Origin of the sequence: Micromonospora solifontis, assembly GCF_003725545.1 — a bacterium.
GTDB lineage: Bacteria > Actinomycetota > Actinomycetes > Mycobacteriales > Micromonosporaceae > Micromonospora > Micromonospora solifontis.
The window spans coordinates 48,423-66,696 of sequence record NZ_RJLN01000030.1; the positions used below are offsets into that span (position 1 = coordinate 48,423).

Here is an 18,274-nt window from a genome sequence, read left to right on the forward strand (position 1 = left end):
ACGGACAATGACACCCGCGAATGGAGCCGCTCCCTGCGGGAGCGGCGCTCCGATCGACTCACGGTGGACTCCGTCCGATCCGCGGCCTCCGGGCGGCCGCGCGGCGAGCCGACCACCGTGGTGGGCAGTCGGCGGAGCGGGCTCCTCATCCACCACCCATGGAAAGGCTTCTGATGGACAAGGTGCTCGCCCGCGGCAGCGGGAGCCCGAACGCCCGGCCCGGACCGCGTACGGCGCTGCTGTCGGCGGTGGCCGGCGTGGCGATGATCGCGACGACGGTGGTCGTCGCCACCAGCGCCAGCGCCGGGACCACTCTCGGGGCGTCGGCTGCTGAGCAGGGGCGCTACTTCGGCACCGCGGTGGCCGCGTACAAGCTGTCCGACAGCCAGTACGTCGGCATCCTGAACCGCGAGTTCAACATGGTCACGCCCGAGAACGAGATGAAGTGGGACGCCACCGAGCCGTCCCAGGGCCAGTTCAGCTTCAGCAGTGCCGACCGGATCGTCAACCACGCCCAGGCCAACGGGATGCGGGTGCGGGGGCACGCGCTGGCCTGGCACTCGCAGCAGCCCGGCTGGGCGCAGAACCTGTCCGGCAGCGCGCTGCGCCAGGCGATGGTCAACCACATCACCCAGGTCGCCACCTACTACCGGGGCAAGATCTACGCCTGGGACGTGGTGAACGAGGCGTTCGCCGACAGCGGTGGCGTCCGCCGCGACTCAAACCTGCAGCGCACCGGGGATGACTGGATCGAGGTGGCGTTCCGCACCGCGCGGGCCGCCGACCCGGGCGCCAAGCTCTGCTACAACGACTACAACACCGACAACTGGACCTGGGCGAAGACGCAGGCCGTGTACAACATGGTCAAGGACTTCAAGGCGCGTGGCGTGCCGATCGACTGCGTCGGCTTCCAGTCGCACTTCAACAGCGGCTCGCCGTACCCGAGCAACTACCGCACCACGCTGCAGAACTTCGCCGCCCTCGGTGTCGACGTGCAGATCACCGAGCTCGACATCGAGGGCTCCGGCACCACCCAGGCCACCACCTACGGCAACGTCGTCAAGGACTGCCTGGCCGTGTCCCGCTGCAACGGCATCACCGTCTGGGGCATCCGCGACAGCGACTCCTGGCGGTCCAGCGGCACGCCGCTGCTGTTCGACGGCAACGGCAACAAGAAGCCCGCGTACACGGCGGTGCTGGACGCTCTGAACGCCGGCGGCACCACCCCGCCGCCCACCACCGCGCCCCCGACGACCGCTCCCCCGACGACTCCGCCCCCGACGACCGCGCCGCCGACCACGCCGCCGCCCACTGGCAACGGCTGCACGGCGACGCTGACGCTGAACCAGTGGGAGGGTGGCTTCGTCACCAGCGTCCGCGTCACCGCCGGCGCCGCCGGCGCCAACGGCTGGAGCGTCACGCTGACCCTCCCGGCCGGCGCCTCCATCACCAACACCTGGAGCGCCCAGCCCAGCGCCACCACCGGCACGGTGACCTTCCGCAACGTCGACTACAACGTGCGGATCGCCCCCGGCGGGTACACGGACTTCGGCTTCCAGGGCGTCGGCACCGGCCCGTCCGGCACCGCCACCTGCACCGCCAACTGACCGGCGGTGGCCCGGCGTGGAACCTCCACGCCGGGCCACCGGCCGGTCCGCGTCCCGGTCAGCCCCGGGTACGCGACCGAGGCGGGCCGACCCGGCCCGGGCTGCCCTTGAGACGGACATGTCGCTACGACATGTTCATGTCGTAGCGACATGACGGTCGGACCTTGATGCCCGGGCCGGCGTCAATCGGTCCGGCTGCGCAGGCTCCACGCCAGGCTGGGGATCATCACCGTGGCAGGGACGAGGTGCAGCCCGAGCAGGGCGGTGGTGGTGGCGGTGTCTGCCCCGGAGAGGAGGGGCGGGACCAACGAGAGCGCGGTCAGTGACACCGCCACCCACACGAATCGCTCGGCGGGGCGGGCGCTCCACCGGAGAAGGACGACGGCGATGACGACGCCCACGACCGAGAAGAAGCCGGTCACCACGGCGAACCCGGGCAACGGGATTCTCTCGCCCCCGTCGGGGATCTCGAAGTTGACGCCAACGGCCTGGGCAAGCGCGGCGGCGAGGGTGGTGGCCACCATCGCTGCGAGCGTGGCGATGAAGCCGGTGACGGCGAGCCCCGGGCCGGCGACGACCCGGGTGTCATTCATGCTCTTCATGTCGTCGGGCCTACTCCGTGCCGTCCGCCGGCAGTCGCTCCGGCAGCCCGAGCCGCGGGAACTGGTCGTGGTGGAAGATGACGATCTCGGTGATCGCCCCGCCGGTGACACGCAGGACGTCGATCGTCAGCGGCAGGTACGCGCCCTCGCGCTCCCGCCAGTGGTAGAAGGCGACGGCGGGCTGCCGGTTCACGGCGGTGGGGACGGCGCGCAGACCCGTCATGCCGTCGAAGCCGTCGTTGATCCAGTCGTTCACCACGGCGTCGCGGCCGATGTGCAGGCCCGGCGTGGGCGGCATCGAGCACCGGACGTCGTCCCGCAGCATCGAGGCGAGCGTGGGGATGTCGGTGGCCACGCTGGCGTCGGTGAAGCGGCGCACCAGCTCGCGCGTTCCGGCGTCCTCCTCGCCGCCGGTCCAGTCCTGCCGCTCGGCGGGCAGGTGCTCCCGCATGCCGGCGCGGGCCCGCTGCAGCGCGCTGTTCACGGAGTTGACCGAGTCCCCGAGCAGCTCCGCGACGTCCTTCGCCGGCCAGCCGAGCACGTCGCGCAGGATCAGCACGGCCCGCGGGCGCGGCGCGAGGTGCTGGACCGCGACCAGGTACGCCAGCTCGATCGTCTCCCGCGCGACGGCGATGCTCTCCGGCTCGTCCGCGTCGCCCGCGGGCAGCTCGTCGAGCAGCCGGTCCGGGTAGGGCTGCAGCCACCGCACCTCGCCGCCCGTCGCGGGCTCCGGGCGGCGCCTGGCGAGCAGGTCCAGGCAGGCGTTGGTGGCGATCCGGTACAACCACGCCCGGAACGTCGACCGCCCCGCGAAGGTCTCCCGTCGCCGCCAGGCGCGCAGGAACGTCTCCTGCACGGTGTCCTCGGCGTCCTCGAACGACCCCAGCATCCGGTAGCAGTGCACGTGCAGCTCCCGCCGGTGCCGCTCCGCCAGGCCCGAGAACGCCGACTCGTCGACCTCACCCAGACCGCTCACGCCCAGCTCCGCCAGCCGCGTGTCCGCACTCATCACGTCATCCTTCCGCCTCGTCGTGTCCCGTTGTAGGTGTGACGGGTGCGGGCGCGACAACTCATCACCGGGTGCGCGGGACCGCCTCCGGTGACCAGGTGACGTCGTACCGGGGATCGGCGACTCCCTCGGCGAACGCCGCCGCGGCGGCGGGCGTGCTGACGATGCGCCAGTCCCGTTCCTTGTCCACCTCGAACCAGATCAGCCCGATGATGTCCGGGTAGCCGGGCAGCGTCCGGAAGGCCTGCCGGATCCAGTCCGCCTTGCGCCCGCTGACCTCGGCGGCGCCGGTCTCGGTGACCACCAGCGGTTTGTGGCTGAAGGCGCGGATCTCGGTGACGGTCCGCTTGAAGATCGCGTCGAAGGAGTAGTACTGCGAGAAGGCGCCGCTGCCGTAGTAGCCGGTCATGCCGATCCAGTCCACGTAGTCGTCGCCGGGGTAGAGCGGGGCGAGCGCGGGGGTCGAATCGCTCCACCTGACGTTGGCGCTCCACACCCAGACGACGTTGGTCACCCCGGCGTCGCGGAACACGTCGTGCACGTGCCGCCAGGCCTTCACGTAGTCACCGGGTCGATTGCCGTTGGCCGCCCCGCACCACGGGTACCAGTCGCCGTTCATCTCGTGGGCGAACCGGATGGCCACCGGGTAGCCCAGCGATCTGATCCCCGCGGCCCAGGACAGCAGGTGGTCGTCGAAGTCGCCGCGGGCGATCCGGGACAGCCGGTAGCGGGGCTGGTTGGACCGAATCTTGTCGATCTCACGGTTGGCCAGCTTCCGCTTGCGGGCCGCCTCGTCGACCCGTTGGTCCCACGGCTCCCAGCCCAGCATGGGGAGCATGCCGCGGTCGCTGATCCGGTCGAAGAGGGTCCGGTCGAACGGGGAGTCGGCCCAGCCGACGCTGAAGAGCATGACCTGCGGCTGGCGGCGGGCCGCCGCCGTGAAGGTGTCCACCGCGGTGAAGTCGTACGGTCCCTTGTCGGTCATCACCCCGATGAACGCCTTGCCGGCGGGCGGGAAGACGGGCGGCGCCGGCCGGGGTGGCTCGCTCGTCGCGGCCTGCGTCACCGCCTCCGGCCCGGCCTGCGCGACCTGGTTGGACGGCGCCTCCTGCCGGCGGCCGGCCACTGTGGCCGGCGCCACCGCGAAGGCGTACGTCAGCAGCAGCACGCCGATCAGCGCCAGCGCCACGCGCGGCAGGGTCAGCCTCACCACCGCGCACCTCCGTCCGCGGCCACCCGCGCCGCCAGGGCCGGTCGTTCCCCGGCCCGCGCCCGGGCGACCAGGGCGGCGGCCTCGGCGCGTTCCTCGCGCCTGGCCCGCAGGTTCGTCCCGAGCGCGATCAGTGGCGGGCCGAGACCGGTCAGCAGGGTCAGCACCGGCCAGACCCGTAGCAGGGGCGCGTCGGCGCCCAGGACGAAGCTGGCGCCGAGCAGCCCGGCGGCGGCGGCCGCCCAGCACAGGTGCAACCGGAACGTGCCGAGCGACTCGGTGGTGCGCAGCTTCCCCTTGGCCGTCACCACGAAGCCCAGTTTCCGGCGCAGCAGCGCACCGAACCCGGCGGCCACGTAGACGGGACCGGCGAACAGGGCCAGCGCCATGCCGACCATCCCGATCTCCTCCCGCTCGTGGGGGGCGATGTTGAACCGGCGCAGCCAGAGCCAGAGCGCGAACCAGGTGCAGAACGTCGCGCCCCACAGCAGGGACCACACGGTGCCGTCGAGCTGCGCGGCGCTCACGCCGGTGAGCAGGTACATCGCCGTGGCGAGGTTGCCCAGCAGCAGGCTGACCGCCACGCTGGGGTAGTAGAACTGCAGCAGCCGGTACTGCCAGCGCCGCCGGGTCGGCAGCTCGCGGGGGGCGCGCAGCTCGGGACGGACGATGATCTCGCTGATCCCGGCGGCCCAGCGTTTCTGCTGGTTGAAGTAGTCCGCCCACGAGGTCGGGCCCTCGCCGATGGCGACCACGTCGGGGGTGTAGACGCCCTTCCACCGGTTGCCGGTGCCCGGGTTGACGGCGGCGTGGACGCGGATGCTGGTCAGGTGGTCCTCGATGATCGAGTCCTGGTAGCCGCCGATGGTCTGCCACGCCGCCGGCCGGTAGAGGTGCCCGGTGCCGGTGAGCAGCGGCGCGTCCAGCCCGTTCCCGCCGCGCGCGATGAGGCCGTTGTAGAGGTACTGCTGCACGGAGGCGCCGTGCGCGACGAAGTTCTGGTGCATGTTGCCGTACACCTGGGGGGTCACCACGAAGGCGACGTCCGGGTCGCGGAAGTAGCCCAGCGTGCGTTCGAGGAAGTTCGGCAGCGGCACGTGGTCCGGGTCGACGTTGGCGACCACGTCGTAGTGGCGTTCGTGCTCGGCCCGCCAGGCGTTGTGGTTGCCGGACTTGGTCCGCGCCCGGAACTCCCCGGCGGGCTGGTTGTACTCCGGGCGGCCCTTGCGGCTGAAGTGGCGTACACCCAGCCGCGCGGCCATCTCCCGCACCGCCGGGTCGTCGCCCTCGTCGAGGATCCAGACGTCGACCTGACCGCAGTACACGATCTGCCGCAGCCGGCGCAGGGTCCGTTCCACCACGTCGAGCGGCTCCTTGCTGGGCACGATCGTGGTGAGCAGGGCCACCCGCAGGCCGACCGGCGGGTCGACCGGGACCGGGTCGCGGGCGTGGAAGGCGAACATCCAGACGACCACGTTCTGCGCGAGGCGGATCAGCTCGACCCCCACGACGACGCAGAAGCCGAGCCGGGCGGCGACGGTCTGCCAGCCGCCGAGGGCGCTCCCGCCGACGCCGGGTACGTGCTGGGGAAGCAGCAGCCAGCCGACGAACAGCAGCCCGGCCGCGCTGTTGACCAGGACGAGCAGGGTGAGCACCAGCCGGGCCGCGGGCGAGGCGACGTGCCGGAACTCGACCGCCGCGTCCGCGCGCGCGGGCGCGGTCAGCGGGCCGGCGGTCGCGCCGCAGCCGGCGTACGTGAGGCGGGCCCGGACGTTGCGCCGGCGGCGCTCCACCTCCCGCCCGGGCGGCGGCGGGGCCGGCGGGACCGGCGGAGCGCTGTCGCCCGAGGTCCCGGGCGTGGCGCGGGACAGGCGTGTATCGGCGGCGACGGCCACGTTTCCCCCATGGGTCCGAGTCTTGCTGAGCCTGGTCAGGACGATCTACAGAAAGGTCATGCGGTGACGGTCAGCGCGCCGTGCGGTCGTCCACCAGCAGGGCCAGCGTGAACCCGGTCGGCCGCCAGACCTGCGCCACGCGGTAGCCGACCCGGAGCATCCGCCCGGTCGGGCCGTCGGTGGGCGGCAGCGGGTCGGCCCGTTCCCCCGGGCGGACCACCCAGAGTCGCCGGCAGTGGGGGACGTCGACGCACCCGGTGGCGGTCGGCGGCACGGTCGCGGCGGTGACGTCCGCCGGCCGCCGGTCGGCGCGGAGGTAGCGCGCCAGGACGCTGCGCACGTCCGGGCCGCTGCCGGCGTCGTAGACGAGGCGGTCGCCGGGTTCCCAGCGGTCCTCGACGATCCGGGCGAGCTGGCGGGTGGCGGGTCCGTGCCCGTCGGGCGCCCGCACGGCGGCCTGCGCCGGGGCACCGATCAGGGCGATCACCGCCAGCACGCCGACCGACCAGCGGGTGCGTACCCGGGACAGCGCGACCGCGGCGAGGGTCGCCCAGGCCGGCAGCGTGACCAGCAGCGCCTGCGGGGACCAGAGCGGCGTCGCCTGCGCGACGAGCAGCAGGACGACCGGCGGCACCGCCGCCCCGGCGGTGAAGACGGCCGCGGGGTACCGCAGCGGCAGGCTGAACAGGGCCAGCACGAACAGCACCCCGGCCAGCGCGGCGACGCCGAACAGCGCCGCCGGCGTCGCGGCGAGCGCGGTCAGGTCGGGCCGGCCGGCGGGGGCGATCCGGCCGCCGTCGCGCAGGACGAGCCAGAGCAGCGTGGCGGCGGGCAGCGCGCCCACGGACGCGGCCGCCAGCCACCGGGCGGCCGAGGGGCGGCGGAAGGCGTACGCGGCCCAGCCGTGGCCGGCGAGGAGCGGCAGCGCCGCGACGTGGCAGAGGCCCAGCACGGCCACGGCGCCGGCGTACGCCGCGAGGCGCCACCGGGTCGGGCGGTCCAGGGTCGGCAGCAGCAGCCAGGTGGCGAGCGCCGCGCCGAGCACGGCCAGCGCGTACGGCTGGGCCTCCTGCGCGTAGCGGGTCGAGGCCGGCAGGAGCGCGAAGATCAGGCCGGCCAGCAGGCCGGTGCCGGGCGTGAACGCCCGGGCCGCCGCCGCGCCGACCAGTGCCGCGGCGGCGATCATGGCCAGCACGGACGGTACGCGCAGCGCGAGGTCCGAACTGCCGAACGCCTCGGCCCACGCCCGCATCAGCAGGTGGTACGGGGTGCCGGTGCCGCCGGCCGAGCCGAGCGCCGACCAGTTCTCCCGCCAGGACGCGGTGGCGGCGCGCCAGGTCGCCAGTTCCTCGGTCCCGAGGCCGGGCACCCCGGCCCGGACGGCGCCGAGGACGCCCATCACCAGGGCCGGCACCAGCCACGCGGCGATCCATGGGGTGCCGGCCACCGGGCGGCAGCGCTCGCCTCGGGGTTCGGCGGGGAGGTCCTCGTCCCAGGGATCCTCGGGGCCGCCCCCCACCGGCCCGAGCCGGGGCAGGACCATGGTGTCCGCGTCGTTCATCGTGACTCACGCATCTCCGTGGCTGCGGCGAGAGAGGCCCAGCCGCGCGGAGGCGACGCCAGGTCGTCGGCGACTGGATGACACCGAGGAGCCTAATGAGCCCAGCCCGGCATAACGCCCATATCTCCCGAAAGAGGGATGATCGCGGCATGGGTCGGCGGGTAAAGATCGCGCGTTGCCGGCGGAGGGCGTGGCACGATGCTCGGCATGTCTGGCCGCGCGCTCAGCTTCGGGACGGTGGCGGAAGAGTACGAACGGTTCCGGCCCGGCTATCCCGTCGAGCTGGTCGACCTGGTGCTGACGTACGCGGGCCGCCCGGTGCCGACCGCGCTGGAGATCGGCGCGGGGACCGGCAAGGCGACCCGGCTGTTCGCGCGGCGGGGGGTCGCGGTCACCGCGACCGACCCCGACCCGGCCATGCTCGCCGAGCTGCGCAGGCACGTACCGGCGGAGGTCAGGACCGTACGGGCCGCGTTCGAGGACCTGCGGCCGGACGCGCGGTACGGCCTGCTCTACGCGGCGGCGGCGCTGCACTGGACCAACCCGGAGGGCCGGTGGTCGCGTGCCGCCGCGCTGCTGGAGCCGGGTGGCGTGTTCGCGTCCTTCGGCGGCCCGGTCCGGCTGGCCGACCCGGCGGTGGAGGAGGCGGTGCGCGCCGCCCGGGCGCCGTTCCTGGGCAGCGACGAGGTGCCGTCCCCGGACGGGACGCCCCCGGAGCAGGACACGCAGTGGCCGGGCACCGAACTGCAACGGTCCGCGTGGTTCACCGACGTCCGGCAGTCGGTGATCGAGCGGCGCGTGACCATGACCGCGCGCGACTACGTCGGCTATCTCTCGACGGTCTCGGCCTATCTGACGCTGCCGGCCTCGGCGCGGGAGCAGGCGTACCGCCGCATCACGCAGGCCCTGCCGGCGACGGTCGAGATCGCCGCCGACATCGTCGTCCACCTCGCCCGCCGGCTCGGCGAGCGGTAGGGCACCTCCGCCGCCCGGCGGTGCTTTTCCGGCAATTCACCCACCGTCGTGTCCACCTTGCGCAGTCACCGTTGTACCGGTTGTGACGGCAACGGTGAACGGCCGGCCACAGTGGCAGGTCAGGTGGGCACGACGCGAGAACGACCGGCGGCAGCGGGCGTACGAGGCCGCGCTCGGCAGCTGGCTCCGGCGCGAGGACCAGCTGATCCGGCTGCGGATCGAGGCCGCCGGATTCCTGGGGTGCACCCAGCCCCGCACCGGCCTACCGGTGGCGCTCGCCGACGACGAGGTGGTCTACCGCGTGCTGCCGGCCGCCGAACTGGTCGAGGCGGAAGCACGGCACCTGCGCGGGCTGCCCGCGCCCGCGCTGACCCTCGCCACCGGGGCGGTCGACCCGACGACCCACCCGCTGCCGGCCGGCCTGCGGCTGGTCGACACCGGGATGGCGGTCGTGACGGACCGGCGGGTCGCCTTCGCCGGGCGGGCCGGGCGGCGCGAGTGGACCCACACCGAGGTACGGGGGCCGGCCCACCACCCGGAGGTCCCGATCACGCTCCTGCCCACCGTGGACGGCCGCCGGCCGGCCGGGCTGCGGGTGCCGGCCGCCGCGGCGGTGAACTTCCGCTTTTACCTCACCCTCGCCTTCGCCACCGCCACCGGCGCGCGGGCGGCCATCGTCCCTCAGGTCGACGCCCTGCTCGCGACCCACCGCGCGGCCCGGCCGACCGCGCCCTCCCCGGTGCCGCCCGAGGCGGCGCCCGCTCCCCTGCTGCGCCCCGAACGGCTGGCCGCCGCGGGCGCCGTCGCCGTCGCGTTGACCATCGGCGCGCTGGCCGCCGGCACGGTGAACGCCCCGGCGGGAAGGCCGTACCGGGCGGACCCGGGACCGAACGGGGCCGCCGCGAGCCGGGACGGCCGGCTCGTGCTCGACGGCGGGTTCCCGGGCACGCCCGCCGGCAGCCCCACGGGCGGCGCGGTCCCGTCGCCGACCAGCACGCCGGGGTCCCGACCCCCGGCCGGTGTCGCCGACGCGGACGGCCCGGCCCGGCGGGAGACAGGGGCGGCGATCCGGTCGGCCGCGCCGGCCGCAGCGGTCTCCGAGCCGGTACGGAGCGCCGGTGCCCGGCCGTCCGCCGTCACGCCGGCGACCACGCCCCCGGCGGCCACCACACCGCCACCGGCCGCCACGCCCAGCCCCGGCGGCCCGGCGCCGTCGACCGGTCCGACGGCGGGCCTGCTCTGCCAGCAACCCCTTCAGCTGCCGCTGGTCGGATCGCTCCTGTGCCCGGGCTCGTGACGTTCGCGCGCCGCCGGCCCCCGGTCTGAGCGCCCCGCCGGCCGCTCTTCCGTTCGGTGCGCCCACGGGCTACGGTCGCTGTCACACCGCCAGTGTTGGGTCGCAGCGCCGCGACAGCGGAAGGGGTCGCCATGACGATCAGCCACATCAGCATCGGTGACGGGCCGCACAAGGTGCTGGCCCTGCACGGCTGGTTCGGATCGGCGCGGGGCTGGGGCGGGCTGCCCGAGCTGATCGACACCGACCGTTTCACCTGGGCGTTCCTGGACTACCGCGGGTACGGTGCCCGCACCGAGGTGGCCGGCGAGCACAGCATCGCCGAGATCTCCCGCGACGCGCGGGACCTCGCCGACGCCCTCGGCTGGGACACCTTCTCCGTGGTCGGACACTCCATGGGCGGCAGCGCCGCCCAACGGGTCCTGGCCGACGCGCCCGGGCGGGTGGACCGCCTCGTCGGCATCAGCCCGGTGCCGGCCGGCGGGGTGCCGTTCGACCTGCAGAGCTGGGCGCTGTTCGACGGCGCCGCCGCCGACCCGGACAAGCGCCGCGCCATCATCGACCTCACCACCGGCAACCGGCTGTCCGGACGGTGGCTCGACGCCATGGTGCGGTTCTCCCTCGACAACTCGACCCGCGAGGCGTTCGGCGCGTACCTGGCCGCCTGGGCGCGGACCGACTTCACCGACGAGGTGAAGGGCAACCCGGTGCCGGCCCTCGCCGTGGTCGGCGAGCACGACCCGGCGCTGGGCGCCGACACGATGCGCGAGACGTGGCTGCGGCACTACCCCAACGCCCGCCTCGAGGTGCTCGCCAACGCGGGCCACTACGCGATGTACGAGACCCCGGTCCGGCTGGTCACGGTGCTCGAGGAGTTCCTCGGGCAGTGAGCGTCGACCCGGCACCCCTGGTCGACCCCCGCACCTACGTCGACGGCGTCCCGTACGACCTGCTCGCCGAGCTGCGCGCGGCCGCGCCGGTGGTGTGGGTGGACGAGCCGCCGCTGCTCGGGCTGCCCGGCGGCCCGGGCTTCTGGCTGGTGCTGCGGCACGCCGACGTGACGGAGGTGCTCAAGCAGCCCGGGCTCTTCTCGTCCCGGCTCGGCGCCACCCAGATCCGCGACCCGGCCACCCCGGCGGACCTCGACTACGTCCGCCGGATGATGCTCAACATGGACCCGCCGGAGCACGGTCGGCTGCGCCGGCCGGTGGCCCGCTCGTTCACCCCGCGCGCGGTCGCCGCCCTGGAGGCGTCGATCCGGGCCAACGCGGCGGCGCTGGTCGACCGGGTGATTGGCGACGCCGACGAGGGCACCTGCGACTTCGCCCGTGACCTCGCCGCCGACCTGCCGCTGCTCACCCTCGCCGACGTGCTCGGTATGCCGGAGCCCGACCGCTGGCTGCTCTACGACTGGTCGAACCGGGTGATCGGCTTCCAGGACCCGGACTACGCGGTGTCGGCCGCGTTCGACCCGGAGGCCGGCACCCCGGCGGCTCGGGAGGCGCTGCGGCACCGGCCGGCCCCGGACGCCGACGGCCGGATGCCGGACCCGCGGACCCGGGCCGGGATGGCCGACCTCTACGCGTACGCGCACCTGCTCGCCGAGTCGAAACGCCGCGACCCGGGGCCGGACGTGATGTCCATCCTGCTCGCCCAGCGGGGCGAGGACCGGCTGACGGTGGACGAGTTCGAGAACATGTTCTGGCTGTTCGCCGTGGCCGGCAACGAGACGATCCGCAACGGCCTGCCGGGCGCGATGATCGCCCTGCTGGAGCACCCGGACGAGCTGGCCCGGCTGCGCGACGAGCGGGCGCTGTTCGACACCGCCGTCGACGAACTGCTGCGCTGGTGGACGCCGGTGATGGTGTTCCGGCGCACCGCCACGGCCGACACCACCGTCGCAGGCGTACCGGTGCGGGCCGGGGACAAGGTGGTGGTCTCGTTCGCCTCGGCCAACCGCGACGAACGCGTCTTCGCCGAGCCCGACCGGCTCGACCTCACCCGCCAGCCCAACCCGCACCTGGTCTTCGGTTACGGACCGCACTTCTGCCTCGGCGCGCACCTGGCCCGCTGCCAGCTCCGCGCGCTGTTCGAGGCGCTGCTCGCCCGCACCTCGACCCTCACGTACGCGGGCCGGCCCGCCTACCTGCGGTCGAACTTCCAGCGCGGCGTGAAGCGCCTGCCGATCCGGTGGCGGCGGCGCTGACCGGTCACCCGGGGAGTACCGTCCGCTCGCGGCGCTCGCCGGCGGGCTACGAGCCGGAACCCGCGTCCTGAGCGACGGTCAGCCGCCGGCGGGACGAACGTGGTCCCGCCACGAGTGCCGGGGCTGGTAGCCGAGCACCCGGCGGGCCTTGTCGATGCTCAGCAGCGTCTCGTGCTCGCCCAGCTCCCGGCGGATCTCGACGCCCGGGTAGACCTCGGCCATCAGGCTGGCACTCGACCGGCTCATCACGGTGTCGGCGTTGGCGATGATGAAGACGTCCGCGCCCGGCCGGTCGTGAGCCAGCGCCCGCTCGACCGCCTGGGCCCCGTCCCGGGCGTCGATGTAGCCCCACAGGTTCCATCGGCGCAGCCGCGGGTCGGCGTCGAAGGACGGGAACGCCGCGTAGTCCTCGACGTCCATCACGTTGGAGAAGCGCAGACCCACCATGACCAGCTCCGGGTCCCAGCGGCAGAAGTGCCGCGCCATCTCCTCCTCGAGCGCCTTGTTCAGCGAGTAGGTCGACTCCGGGCGCGGCGGGTACTCCTCGTCGACCGGCGCGTACGGCGGTGGGGTGTCGAAGGGCAGCCCGAGCACCGTCTCGCTGGACGCCCACACCACCCGCTTGATCCCCGCGGCCCGGGCCGCGGCGAAGACGTTGTACGTCGCCGCGGAGTTGTTCGCGAAGGTGGCCGCGTTCGGCATCAGGCCCGGCGCCGGGACCGCCGCCAGGTGCACGACCGCCTCGACCCTGCCGGCGTGCTCGTCGGCGCCGCCGGTGAGCGCCTCCACCACCTGCCCGTAGTCGGTCAGGTCGACGAGGAGGAACTCGCCGTCGACGGCGCGCGGGTCGCGCCCGCCGGCGCGGTCCACCGCCAGCACGTCGACGCCCAGCCCGCGCAGGTGCGCGACCACCGTGCGGCCGAGCTTGCCGGTGGCGCCGGTGACGACGACGCGCCCGGGCAGGACGGACCCGGCACCACGCTCGGTCATGGTCACCTCTCCTCCGCTTGGTGGTTCAGCCGGCGGCGGCCGCCGTTGAGCAGCTCAGCGTAGCCGGACCGGCGCGGGCGCGGTCGACACGGTGGCCCGCCCCGACACGGCGGCCGGGCGGTGACACCACTCACACCGCGGACCGGCTCCCCGCGCGGTGCGCGGGAAAAGCGGGTGCCGCGCCGAGGGAGGACGACCTAGCTTCGCAGTCATGCGACCACTCGACGAGAAGGACATCCGGGCGTCCTTCGTCAACTGCAGCAAGGGCGAGGCGAGCCGGATCCGCATGCCCCCGGGCCTCGCGGAGGGTGGGTTGCCCTGGGGCGACCTGGACTTCCTCGGCTGGACCGACCCCGGTGCCCCGCTGCGGGCGCTGCTCGTCGTGCCGAGCGGGGACGGGCTCACCGGCATCGTGCTGCGGCGCCCGGAGGCGCGCAGGACGACCGCCGTGCGGTCGAGCATGTGCCGGATCTGCCTCACCGACCACACCTCGTCCGGCGTGGCGCTGTTCGTCGCGCCGCTGGCCGGGCCCGCGGGCCGGAAGGGCAACACGGTCGGCGAGTACATCTGCGCCGACCTCGCCTGCTCGCTCTACGTCCGGGGCAAGCGGCAGCCGAAGATGCGGCTGGTCCGCCGGGAGGAGACCCTGACCCTCCAGGAGCGGATCGACCGGGCGATGGCCAACCTGACGGCCTTCGCCGACCGCGTCGCCCTGGGCTGACCCGCGCCGGTACCGCTCGGCTCGTTCGGGGCCGGGGTGCGCGCCCGGCCGTGGCCCGGGCGTGTGAGGATGCGGCGCATGCGTGCCGTGATCTTCGACGAGTTCGGTGCCCGACCGCAGGTCCGTGACGTGCCGGACCCGGAGCCACCGGCCGGGGGCGCGGTCGTCCGCGTCGAGGCGACGGGGCTGTGCCGCAGCGACTGGCACGGCTGGCGGGGACACGACCCGGACATCCGCCCGCCGCACGTCCCCGGGCACGAGTTCGCCGGTGTGGTCACCGCGGTCGGCGCAGGCGTCCGCAACTGGCGGCCCGGCGACCGGGTCACCGCGCCCTTCGTCTGCGCCTGCGGGCAGTGCCCGACCTGCCTGGCCGGCGACCAGCAGGTCTGCGAACGGCAGGCGCAGCCCGGCTTCACCCACTGGGGCTCCTTCGCGGAGTACGTGGCGGTGCGGCACGCCGACGTCAACCTGGTCCGGCTCCCCGACGAGCTGGACCATCCGACCGCGGCGGCGCTCGGCTGCCGGTTCGCCACGGCGTTCCGGGCCGTGGTCGGCCAGGGGCGGGTGGCCGCCGGCGAGTGGGTGGCGGTGCACGGCTGCGGCGGGGTGGGCCTGTCCGCGGTGATGATCGCGGCGGCGTGCGGCGCACTCGTGGTGGCCGTCGACGTCGCCCCCGGCGCGCTCGACCTCGCCCGGCGCTGCGGAGCGACGGTCTGCCTGGACGGCGGTGCGCTCACCGGGTCGGGCGAGGTGGCCGCGGCCGTCCGGGAGGCCACGGGCGGCGGCGCGCACCTGTCCCTCGACGCGCTCGGCAGTCCCGCCACCTGCGTCGCCTCGATCGAGGGCCTACGGCGGCGCGGACGCCACGTGCAGGTCGGGCTGCTGCCCGCCGCCCAGGGCCGCCCGGCCCTGCCGATGGAACTCGTCATCGCGTACGAGCTGGAGGTGCGCGGCAGTCACGGCATGCCCGCGCACGCCTATCCGGAGCTGCTCCGACTGGTCAGCGCCGGGGTGCTGCGTCCCGGCGAGCTGATCACCCGCACCATCGGTCTCGCCGAGGTGCCCGACGCGTTGACCACGATGGACCGACCCGGGCGGGATGTGTCTCATCCGGCCGCGCTGAGCGGCGCCCCGGCGGGGCCGTCGCCGGCCGGCGGCACCACGGGGTCGATCGGGGTGAGCACACCGCAGGCGTCCTCGACGGCCTGGGCCGCGGCGAGGGCCGTGAGGTCGCCGAACCGGCGGGCGGTGAACTGCGCGCCGACGGGCAGCCCGTACGCCATCCCGCAGGGGACGACCGCCGCCGGCAGGCCCATCAGGTTGGCTGGCAGCATCGGACGGAGCAGGTCGAGGGCGCCGCGCAGCCCGTCCAGCGAGGCGATGTCGGCGTCGTGGTCGGGCGGTGGGGTGGCGCCGGTCGGGGTCAGCAGGACGTCCCAGTCCGACAGGAAGCGGTGCCAGCGCAGCTCGGTGGCGTGTCGTTCGAGGTACAGCGCCGTCACGGTCGCCGAGTTGAGCGGCGGCACCAGCTCCTGGGCGTACGTGAGGTAGGCCTTCGAGCCGCCGGCGAGGACGCCCTCCAGGGCCGGCAGCAGCACCCGGAAGTCGTTCATCACCAGCGCCGACCAGATGTCCAGGATGCGCTCGTACCCGGTCGGGGCGGCCTCCTCGACGATGTGCCCGGCGGCGGCCAGGCGGTCGGCGGCGGCGCGGACGGCGGCCGCGATGGCCGGGTCGACGTCGCAGCCGGCCGGTTCGGCGGCGACGGCGACGCGCAGCCGGGCGTCCGGGTCCGGGGCGGTCAGCGTGACGGGCAGGGCCAGGGGGTCGCGCGGGTGCGGCCCGGCGACGGCCAGGAGGGCGGCCCGGACGTCGGCGACCCGCCGGGCCAGCACACCCTGGCCCAGCATGAGCTGGTACGTGATGAGCGCCTCCTCCGGCGGGACGGAGGAGGCGTGCGGCACCACGCCGGTGGACGCCTTGATGGCCGCGATCCCGCAGCGGTTGGCGGGGTCGCGGACCGAGCCGCCGACGTCGTTGCCCACGCCGAGCGGGGACATGCCGCTGGCGATGGCGGAGGCCTCGCCGCCGCTCGACCCGCCGGCCGTGACGGCGGGGTCCCACGGGTTGTGGGTGCGGCCGTGCAGGGACGAGTCGGTGTGCCCGCGCGCCCCGAAGTCGGGCATGTTGGTCCGGGCGAAGGGGATCGCGCCGGCCGCCCGAAGCCGCTCGACCAGGGGCGCGTCGCGTGGTGCCAGGGCCTGGCTGAGCGCCGCCGCGCCGTGCGTGGTGGCGCACCCGGCGACGTCGATGCACTCCTTGATGGTGACCGGCACGCCGTGCAGCGGGCCGACCGGCTCCCCGGCGGCCACCGCCCGGTCGGCGGCGTCCGCGGCGGCCGTGGCGTTCTCGTCGAGGCCGACCACGGCGTTGAGGTGGCCGTTGACCTCCTCGATCCGCGCCCGGAGCGCGTCGAGCACGGCGCGGCTGGTCGTCTCCCCGGCGCGGATCGCGGCGGCGATCTCCAGCGCCCCCATCCGCCACAGTTCCGTCATGCGCGGCCTCCCGGTGTGCGGCTGACGCCACTGTAGACCAACGGCCATCCACTGGATACATCTTCGTCCACAGCGGATGCACATTCGCCGGGCGCCGCCGAATCCCGGCAGGTGTAGGAAATTTTCGCCGCAGGCGTTGACGTCGGTCAATCTCCGCCAGCACAATAGCCAGCCATATCGACATCCATCGTTGTCGATGACGCGCTAGGGAGGAGGTATCCATGGCAGCTCTACGCGGCGAGATGTCGTGGTTCTGCTGCGGCAACGCCTGGGGCCCCTGCGGCTCGACCGGGCACGGCGCCTGCGGCACCTGCAACTCGGGCAACTACCAGCACGCCTGGCCCAACACCTCGGACGCCTGCTACGCCATCACCCACCCCGACACCTGCGGGCTCGGCATGAGCCGGCGCGGTTGCGGGTTCCGGCACTACACCACCAACCTCTGCAACGGCGCCCGGGTCGGCACCACCATCGCCGACTGCGGGCCGCAGACCGACCTGTTCTGCGGCGAGACCACCTGCTGCGGCTCGGCCTGCGGCAGCAACCGGATCATCGACCTGACCCCCGCGGCGTTCAGCGCGATCGCCAGCCTCTCCGTCGGGCTCCGGCCCTGCTCGGTCGACATCGTCTGAACAGGAGGATCGGCCATGCCCCACACCCTGGACCGGCGACGACTGCTCGCCACCGCCGCGCTGGGCGGCGTGGTGGGCGCCACCGGACTCGGCTCACTCGCCCCCGAGGCCGCCTTCGCCGCCGAGGCGGCGGCCGTCGAACCCGGTGCGCCGGACCCCAACTTCGTCGAGGGCCGGATCAGCAAGATCTCCGGCCACCTGCTGCTGGTCACCGGCTCGGACACCGTACTGCACTCGATCCGGGTCACCGACGGCACGAGCATCTGGAAGCTGCACCCGAGCACCTTCGACCAGGTGGCCGTGGGCGACGGGCTGTACGCCCGCGGCGTCCGCCTGCCCGACGGGACGCTCGCCGCCGACTCCGTCTGGGTCAACATCGTCAACCTGCACGCGCACATCGCCGCGGTCGGCCGCAACGTCCTGCACCTGGACCACATGGGCCGGCGGATCGTCGCGCACGTCGTGCCCGGCCGGTCCGCCGCGGTCTACAACGGCACCCCGGCGGTCAGCGACCTGTCGCTGCTGAAGGTCGGCCGGCACGTCCAGGTGCTCGGCGCCTGGCACCCGGACACCAACGAGATCGACATCGCCACCGTCTACGCCGCCGCCTGACCGGCGCCGCCCGGGCGACGCGGGCCGCTCCGCGCCCGGGCGGCGCCCACCGGCCAACCCGATGGGAGGAAACCCATGATCGACATGATCGCGGCGCTGCAACCGCCGGTCCTCGGCGCGGTGCTGATCTGGTCCGCCCGCGTCAAACTGTTCAGCCGGCACGCCCCGGCCGCCGCCCAGCGCACGGCGCTGCCCCGGCTGCTCGGGCAACGCCGGGCGCTGCCCGCGTACCGGCTGCTCGGCGGGGTCGAGCTGACCGTGGGGACACTGCTCCTGCTGCCACCCGTACGGCGACCGGCGGCCGCCGCCGCGGCGCTGCTGGCCGTCGGCTTCCTCGCCTACCTGACGTACGCCCGCCGCGCCGCCCCCGCGTCCTCCTGCGGCTGCCTGAGCGCCCGGGCGACC

The 18,274-nt window shown here is 74.4% G+C and carries 16 protein-coding genes and 1 pseudogene; 10 read left to right on the plus strand and 7 right to left on the minus strand.

Annotation, left to right across the window (positions count from 1 at the left end):
- Window positions 1-173: 173 nt before the first annotated feature.
- The gene (locus tag EFE23_RS13135; RefSeq protein ID WP_123241197.1) at window positions 174-1,607 is read left to right on the plus strand and encodes an endo-1,4-beta-xylanase; all 1,434 of its coding nucleotides are present in this window, start codon (window positions 174-176) and stop codon (window positions 1,605-1,607) included.
- A gap of 182 nt (window positions 1,608-1,789) precedes the next feature.
- Here the strand turns inward: EFE23_RS13135 and EFE23_RS13140 are convergent, their stop codons facing one another.
- From EFE23_RS13140 to EFE23_RS13160, 5 genes are all read right to left on the minus strand, one after another.
- Window positions 1,790-2,209 (minus strand): DUF6069 family protein, encoded by a 420-nt coding sequence (locus tag EFE23_RS13140; protein ID WP_123241198.1) that lies wholly within the window; start codon window positions 2,207-2,209, stop codon window positions 1,790-1,792.
- 10 nt (window positions 2,210-2,219) lie between these two features.
- On the minus strand, window positions 2,220-3,218 hold the full coding sequence (locus EFE23_RS13145) for an RNA polymerase subunit sigma-70 (RefSeq protein WP_123241199.1): 999 nt from the start codon (window positions 3,216-3,218) through the stop codon (window positions 2,220-2,222).
- A 64-nt stretch (window positions 3,219-3,282) separates the two neighbouring features.
- Entirely contained in the window at window positions 3,283-4,428 is a 1,146-nt protein-coding gene (locus tag EFE23_RS13150; protein WP_233600965.1) for a glycoside hydrolase family 26 protein, read from the minus strand.
- Entirely contained in the window at window positions 4,425-6,323 is a 1,899-nt protein-coding gene (locus EFE23_RS13155; RefSeq protein WP_123241201.1) for a glycosyltransferase family 2 protein, read from the minus strand. The genes EFE23_RS13150 and EFE23_RS13155 overlap by 4 nt, the downstream gene beginning before the upstream one ends.
- Window positions 6,324-6,393: 70 nt before the next feature.
- Window positions 6,394-7,884, minus strand: a complete 1,491-nt coding sequence (locus EFE23_RS13160) for a glycosyltransferase family 39 protein (RefSeq protein ID WP_199737053.1) — start codon at window positions 7,882-7,884, stop codon at window positions 6,394-6,396.
- Between the two features lie 207 nt (window positions 7,885-8,091).
- On the opposite strand from EFE23_RS13160, the gene EFE23_RS13165 reads away from it, so the two are divergent.
- From EFE23_RS13165 to EFE23_RS13180, 4 genes are all read left to right on the plus strand, one after another.
- Complete coding sequence (locus tag EFE23_RS13165) at window positions 8,092-8,859, plus strand: class I SAM-dependent methyltransferase (RefSeq protein ID WP_123241202.1); 768 nt, start codon at window positions 8,092-8,094, stop codon at window positions 8,857-8,859.
- Between the two features lie 82 nt (window positions 8,860-8,941).
- The gene (locus EFE23_RS13170) at window positions 8,942-10,156 is read left to right on the plus strand and encodes a hypothetical protein (RefSeq protein WP_148058443.1); all 1,215 of its coding nucleotides are present in this window, start codon (window positions 8,942-8,944) and stop codon (window positions 10,154-10,156) included.
- A gap of 131 nt (window positions 10,157-10,287) precedes the next feature.
- A complete protein-coding gene (locus EFE23_RS13175; protein ID WP_123241204.1) occupies window positions 10,288-11,043 on the plus strand; it encodes an alpha/beta fold hydrolase in 756 nt (251 codons plus the stop codon).
- Window positions 11,040-12,359 (plus strand): cytochrome P450, encoded by a 1,320-nt coding sequence (locus tag EFE23_RS13180; protein WP_123241205.1) that lies wholly within the window; start codon window positions 11,040-11,042, stop codon window positions 12,357-12,359. The genes EFE23_RS13175 and EFE23_RS13180 overlap by 4 nt, the downstream gene beginning before the upstream one ends.
- A gap of 78 nt (window positions 12,360-12,437) precedes the next feature.
- On the opposite strand, the gene EFE23_RS13185 is transcribed toward EFE23_RS13180, so the two are convergent.
- Window positions 12,438-13,349, minus strand: coding sequence for an NAD-dependent epimerase/dehydratase family protein (locus EFE23_RS13185; protein ID WP_123241206.1), 912 nt, complete (start codon window positions 13,347-13,349; stop codon window positions 12,438-12,440).
- 211 nt (window positions 13,350-13,560) lie between these two features.
- Between EFE23_RS13185 and EFE23_RS13190 the strand changes: the two genes are divergently transcribed.
- Entirely contained in the window at window positions 13,561-14,070 is a 510-nt protein-coding gene (locus EFE23_RS13190) for an FBP domain-containing protein (RefSeq protein ID WP_123241207.1), read from the plus strand.
- Between the two features lie 78 nt (window positions 14,071-14,148).
- Window positions 14,149-15,015, plus strand: a pseudogene (locus tag EFE23_RS13195) (alcohol dehydrogenase catalytic domain-containing protein); the annotation flags it as partial.
- Window positions 15,016-15,176: 161 nt separating this feature from the next.
- Here the strand turns inward: EFE23_RS13195 and EFE23_RS13200 are convergent.
- Complete coding sequence (locus EFE23_RS13200) at window positions 15,177-16,625, minus strand: amidase (RefSeq protein ID WP_158675853.1); 1,449 nt, start codon at window positions 16,623-16,625, stop codon at window positions 15,177-15,179.
- 221 nt (window positions 16,626-16,846) lie between these two features.
- Between EFE23_RS13200 and EFE23_RS13205 the strand changes: the two genes are divergently transcribed.
- The 3 genes from EFE23_RS13205 to EFE23_RS13215 all read left to right on the plus strand — a co-directional run.
- Window positions 16,847-17,257, plus strand: coding sequence for an RlpA-like double-psi beta-barrel domain-containing protein (locus EFE23_RS13205; RefSeq protein ID WP_123241209.1), 411 nt, complete (start codon window positions 16,847-16,849; stop codon window positions 17,255-17,257).
- A gap of 15 nt (window positions 17,258-17,272) precedes the next feature.
- Window positions 17,273-17,869: a cell wall protein gene (locus EFE23_RS13210; RefSeq protein ID WP_123241210.1), complete on the plus strand. Its 597-nt coding sequence runs from the start codon at window positions 17,273-17,275 to the stop codon at window positions 17,867-17,869.
- Window positions 17,870-17,944: 75 nt separating this feature from the next.
- A partial coding sequence (locus tag EFE23_RS13215) for a MauE/DoxX family redox-associated membrane protein (RefSeq protein WP_369410324.1) occupies window positions 17,945-18,274 on the plus strand: 330 nt, incomplete at its 3' end.